We start from the raw sequence: 5,051 nt of genomic DNA on the forward strand, positions 1-5,051 counted from the left end.
ATCACATAAATTTATCCTAGTGAACGAGCGAGAATCTACCATATCAATCTCCATCCTGATGATTTATAAGATTAGTATAGCTAGATTTCTAGTTCGGTTAAAGATACCTTGTTATTGGGCGCTTACTATAAAAGGTCTCCAAAGTCAGAGGTTTCGCTCAAGACTTTGGAGACTTTTTGGTTATCTATAATTGTCCTGTATCAATTTTGACGATGGTAAATAAGCCTCTAGAACCTCCATTTTTTCGAGAATCTCCTCGTTAGGTAAATGTTATAGAATTGAAAAATAGTACTGATTACCCTTCGATATAAGATTTTAACTCTTGAGCTCTGAGACCTGCGTTGAGGGCAATGAGAAGTTTGAGGCGGGCCTTAGGGGCGTTGAGTTCTTTGACAAAGTAGATGCCTTTGTTAGCTAGGTCTTGTCCGCCTCCGGGGTAGGAATAGACTGGTTCGGCGATGCCGTTAAAACAACGGGAGACCAGGGCGACAGGAATTCCAGCTTGAATGAGTTCTTCTAGTTTTTCTGCTACAAGTGGTGGGATGTTTCCAGCACCAAAAGCCTCGATAATGAGACCATCCAGTTGAGAATAATCCATCATATTGAGTAATTGCTCATCCATTCCAGTGTAAACTGGGAGGATTGGAATCAGCCCTTGAATATCTTCTAAATCAAAGCGAACTCGTTTCTGAGTTTGTTTGAAATAGAGGATTTCCTGTTTCATGATGAGGCCAAGAGGACCGTGTGTTGGGGTTTGGAAGGTGGAGACATTAGTGGTATGGGTTTTAGTGACATACTTAGCAGCATGGATTTCATCATTCATGACGACTAAAACCCCCTTATCACGTGCCTGATCATCCGCTGCCACGCGGATGGCAGCTTGGAAGTTGTAGATGCCATCGCTTCCCAATTCATTAGAGGAACGCATAGCCCCAGTAATGACTACAGGAAGTGGAGGCAAATCCATGGTATCTAAAAAGTAAGCTGTTTCTTCCAAGGTGTCTGTTCCGTGTGTGATTACTACCCCATCGACTTGATTCGCATAGTCTTTAATGGTTTTGAAGAGTTGGAGCATATGAGTAGGTGTCATTTGTGGACTGGGAAGATTGAGCAGATCAACTGAGAGTAGGTGAACATTCTCCAGTCCCGCTTGAATCTGTACCATAGGATTTTTTTCATTGGTTGAAACCCGTCCGTTCTCATCCGCCTGCATGGAAATAGTCCCTCCTGTGTGAAGGGCTAAGATTCGTTTCATAAATAACCTCATATCTTTTTTCTTTCATTTTATCATACTGAGGGCACGATTATGATAAAATAAAAAGAAGTAAATGCGCAGATAAGAGGGCTAGAATGGATATAAAAGCAGTATTTTTTGATATCGACGGGACCTTGGTAAATGATAGCCGTCAGGTGTTAAAATCAACAAAAAAAGCGATCGCATCGCTTAAAAAACAAGGAATCCTGGTAGGATTGGCGACAGGTCGAGGTCCCTTCTTTGTTCAGGAATTTATGGAGGAGCTGAACTTAGATTTTGCTGTGACCTATAATGGCCAGTATATCTTTAGTCCTGATGGTCTTCTTTATGCTCAGACTTTATCCAAAAAAGAAGTGGCGGATGTCTTGGTCTATGCTCAGGAGAATGGTAAGGAGATTGCACTGGGGCGGGAAGATGGTGTGTTAGGATCACGGATTATGTCTTTCGGCATGTCTTCCTTGACTCAAGGTCTACACCGCTTTGTTCCTCGAAAATTATCTGGCTTGGTCAGTCAGTCCTTTAATAAGATAGTCAGTCGTTTTGTACCCCAAGACTATAAGGAGTTGGAAGCTATTGCTCGTGAACCTATTTACCAAATCTTGATACTGGCTACTAGCAAAGAAGGAAGGGAAATTGCTGAGCATTTTCCCCATCTAAAGTTTACCCGCTCCAGTCCTTACGCATCTGATATCATTAGTCCTGGCATGTCCAAATTGGAAGGGATCCGACTCCTTGGAAAAGAGTTTGACTTTGACCTAGATCAAGTTATGGCCTTTGGTGATTCAGACAATGACTTTGAAATGTTATCAGGGGTTGGTTTGTCTATTGCTATGGGAAATGGTTCTAGTCGAATTAAAAAAGTTGCCCAGCACACCACCAGTTCCAACACAGAAGATGGTATCCATGAAGCTCTTTCTTACTTTGGATTTTTAGGCAACGAACCTATTTTTGTCAGTCAAGACACCAGCTTCAATAAAGTCAAGCAATTCCATGGCCTGATGGATCAGCGAACCCAAGAAGATCCCAAAGCCTGGACTTGCCAAGATGCTGGTCACCGAGCTGCTTTCACCATTGAAGAATTGGTTGAATTTGTCCATGCAGCAAGCTCCTCTAGTGCAGAGTTTGAAGAGACCGTAAACAAACTCCATCAGGCTCTTGATCAAGCCAAGGAAAAAGTTATGGCTAAAGAAGAAAATCCACAAGTGGATTTAGTCAAACAAGCGGATGCTTTGGTTGATCTTCTTTACTTCACTTATGGTCACTTTGTCTTAATGGGAGTAGATCCAGCTCCGATTTTTGACCTTGTCCACCAGGCTAACATGGGCAAAATCTTTCCAGATGGTAAAGCTCATTTTGACCCCCAAACCCATAAAATTTTGAAACCAGATGATTGGGAAGAAAACTATGCCCCAGAACCGGCTATTCAAAAAGAATTGGAACGCCAACAAAAGGCTTATAATAAACATCATTGCAAAAAAGACGTCCATTAAGGCCAATGTCATTAAGTTAGGGCGGCTGATAAAGGCTTCAATGAAACACAATTGACTGATTGGAGCAGAATCCAAGAATCAATTGTGTTTTTTTCGTTTTTTGAGTACACTGAAGATGAGGTTGTTATCCTCTCATTTTTTATTGGCATTTTTCGTATAATCATGCTACTCTATAGTTGAAGCCCCTTACATATCGAGTTGTTTTTCTCCTCTTCGTGGTCCGATGGGGACGTATCGGTGTAAGGTGTTGTTGGACATAGGCTTCTAAATCAGTGGAAGACATTTTTTGACATAGAAGTAATCGACAAGCGTAAGTCATGTCTGTAAAATTGATTTGATAGTCATATTTTCTTTGCTTGTTAGGGACAGTTATTTGAGAGCTTATGGCTTTTGAAAAATTATACATGCTTAAATGCGGGAATATTTCTTGATAAATGCCTTCCATTTTCTTTGAATGAAAATTTATCAAGTCCAAGCTATATTTAAGATCCCTAAACGAAGTTTCTATGCCCCAACGATCGGCATAGAGGCTTTTTAATTCTTTTACTGTGTAGTCTGTATTTGTCACTAAGGTTTCGTAATGCCCCTCTCCAATTTCGAGACGCACAATTCTAAATGCAAGATTGTAGTATTCCGGTGGGCTATTTCTATCCCAAGAGGTTGAAAGGTCATCAAATCTTTGATTAGAGGGGATGAATTTGAAATGCTTTCTAGCTTTGAATTGTAGAAGGGTTTCCTTAGTCTGTCTTCTTGTTCGAGATAGTTTTATAGGTATATCGTAGGTATTTGTTACGGGAAGCTCTAAACTTCTCTTCATGCTAGTCGCTCCATCTTTAATTCGAATAAGGTATTCCCCCACCCATGTTCCTGAAAATGAGCCATTATATTATAGGGGTCATAGCCCCTATCAGCTATGACTAAAGCTTTATCAAAAGGTGATCGTTCCATCATCTCAACGAGTGCTTGTCGTTCGTCACTATTTCTAGTTTTTTGTATGAGGGCATCATAATAAATCTCATGCCGAATATCATATAAAGCATTGAGATGTAGAAGATTATATCCGCTGTTTCTCTTCTGGGGTGCAAAATAGGAATCCCTGTCACTTGGAATTGTTGGAATATGAAAATCAGAACCGTCCACTGCCAATATTGGAATAGTTTGAACGGGGGTTATCTCATTCGTAAAACTATGAAACAGTTGTTCTAGTGCATCGACTTTGATATGGTATCGTCTCTGAGAAAAGGCTGAGTTTGAAACTGGAAGTCCAAGATCCAGAAGTTCTTTTGATAAACTCTTTCCCCCATTTGGAGAAATGTCCAAATCATTTTATCGAAAGTGAGTAAACGGGAATGCGAAAAGTCTCTACCAGGATCCTTTACATAGGATTCAAGGTTTAATGAAAGATCATGAACACATTTTTCTAAAGATTTAATGACACTAAGAATCATATTTACACCTCCCTTATTGCTAGTTTACTCCTTTTAGAAATAAAAAGAAAAGGCTTACCAGATTTTCGTCTAGTAAAACCTTAACTTAATGATATTGCCATTAAGGCGTCTTTTTTGAACTAAAAGAGATTTTCTTGTTCACGAACCACAAGGAAGTCGACCTTGGCATGACGAAGAATGTACTCAGATGAAGAACCAACTAAGAGACGTTCAAAGGCATTGAGACCAGTAGCCCCTACCATAATCAAATCAATCTCATGTTCATCTGGAATGTCAGTTGCTAATAATGTTTTTGGATTCCCAAACTCAACCACTTGATGCACATCGGTCAGACCAGCTGCATGGGCTTGTTCCTCATATTCTCCCAGCATTTTCTGAGCTTCAAGTTTTAATTGTTCATAAACTTCAGAATCGAAAGGAGTTACACTTTGAATAGCACGGGTATCCACCACGTGAACAAGGAACAGTTGAGCTTGGTTTCGTAAAGCTACATGAATGGCCTTATGTAAGGCTAACTCTGCAGATTTTGAACCATCTAAAGCAACCATGATATGTTGATAATGTTGAGTCATAAGAGTTCCCTCCTTTATATACTTCTATTGTAATCCTTTTCATCGAATAATGCAATATTATAAGGAAAGTTTATAAAAATGGAGAATGGATCGAAAGTTTTAAAATGAAGTTAGCCACCTACCTTTACTGTGAGATGAGGACTACAACTCATTCTGATAAGTCATTGATTTCATTTGATGACAGGTTTGGAGCTGTTAGGCTAATTTGCCAAGGCTAATCATAGCCTTGGTTTAGCCTAAAAAACAGCTTCAAAAGTCCCTGTTGTCAAATGAAATTCTTTTTAAG

At 39.8% G+C, this 5,051-nt stretch carries 5 protein-coding genes; 1 reads left to right on the forward strand and 4 read right to left on the reverse strand.

Annotated features, from left to right (window positions below; all coding sequences use genetic code 11):
* Nucleotides 1–295 precede the first annotated feature (295 nt).
* Nucleotides 296–1,255: an asparaginase gene (locus E4T71_RS08110; RefSeq protein WP_135038803.1), complete on the reverse strand. Its 960-nt coding sequence runs from the start codon at nucleotides 1,253–1,255 to the stop codon at nucleotides 296–298.
* A gap of 95 nt (nucleotides 1,256–1,350) precedes the next feature.
* On the opposite strand from E4T71_RS08110, the gene E4T71_RS08115 reads away from it, so the two are divergent.
* Nucleotides 1,351–2,745, forward strand: coding sequence for a Cof-type HAD-IIB family hydrolase (locus E4T71_RS08115; protein WP_135038805.1), 1,395 nt, complete (start codon nucleotides 1,351–1,353; stop codon nucleotides 2,743–2,745).
* 160 nt (nucleotides 2,746–2,905) lie between these two features.
* Here E4T71_RS08115 and E4T71_RS08120 read toward each other — a convergent pair whose 3' ends face one another.
* The 3 genes from E4T71_RS08120 to E4T71_RS08130 form a co-directional block, all read right to left on the reverse strand.
* Complete coding sequence (locus E4T71_RS08120) at nucleotides 2,906–3,562, reverse strand: transposase (protein WP_135038807.1); 657 nt, start codon at nucleotides 3,560–3,562, stop codon at nucleotides 2,906–2,908.
* Nucleotides 3,559–4,065 (reverse strand): transposase, encoded by a 507-nt coding sequence (locus tag E4T71_RS08125; protein WP_135038809.1) that lies wholly within the window; start codon nucleotides 4,063–4,065, stop codon nucleotides 3,559–3,561. The genes E4T71_RS08120 and E4T71_RS08125 overlap by 4 nt, the downstream gene beginning before the upstream one ends.
* Before the next feature lie 247 nt (nucleotides 4,066–4,312).
* Entirely contained in the window at nucleotides 4,313–4,765 is a 453-nt protein-coding gene (locus E4T71_RS08130; RefSeq protein WP_135038811.1) for a universal stress protein, read from the reverse strand.
* Nucleotides 4,766–5,051 lie beyond the last annotated feature (286 nt).

This window comes from Streptococcus sp. WM07, from assembly GCF_004570525.1.
Lineage (GTDB): Bacteria > Bacillota > Bacilli > Lactobacillales > Streptococcaceae > Streptococcus.

Excerpts from the sequence above, each read along its gene's own strand:
- E4T71_RS08130 (WP_135038811.1), bottom strand. The coding sequence starts at position 4,765 with ATGACTCAACATTATCAACATATCATGGTTGCTTTAGATGGTTCAAAA.
- E4T71_RS08115 (WP_135038805.1), top strand. The coding sequence starts at position 1,351 with ATGGATATAAAAGCAGTATTTTTTGATATCGACGGGACCTTGGTAAAT.
- E4T71_RS08120 (WP_135038807.1), bottom strand. The coding sequence starts at position 3,562 with ATGAAGAGAAGTTTAGAGCTTCCCGTAACAAATACCTACGATATACCT.
- E4T71_RS08110 (WP_135038803.1), bottom strand. The coding sequence starts at position 1,255 with ATGAAACGAATCTTAGCCCTTCACACAGGAGGGACTATTTCCATGCAG.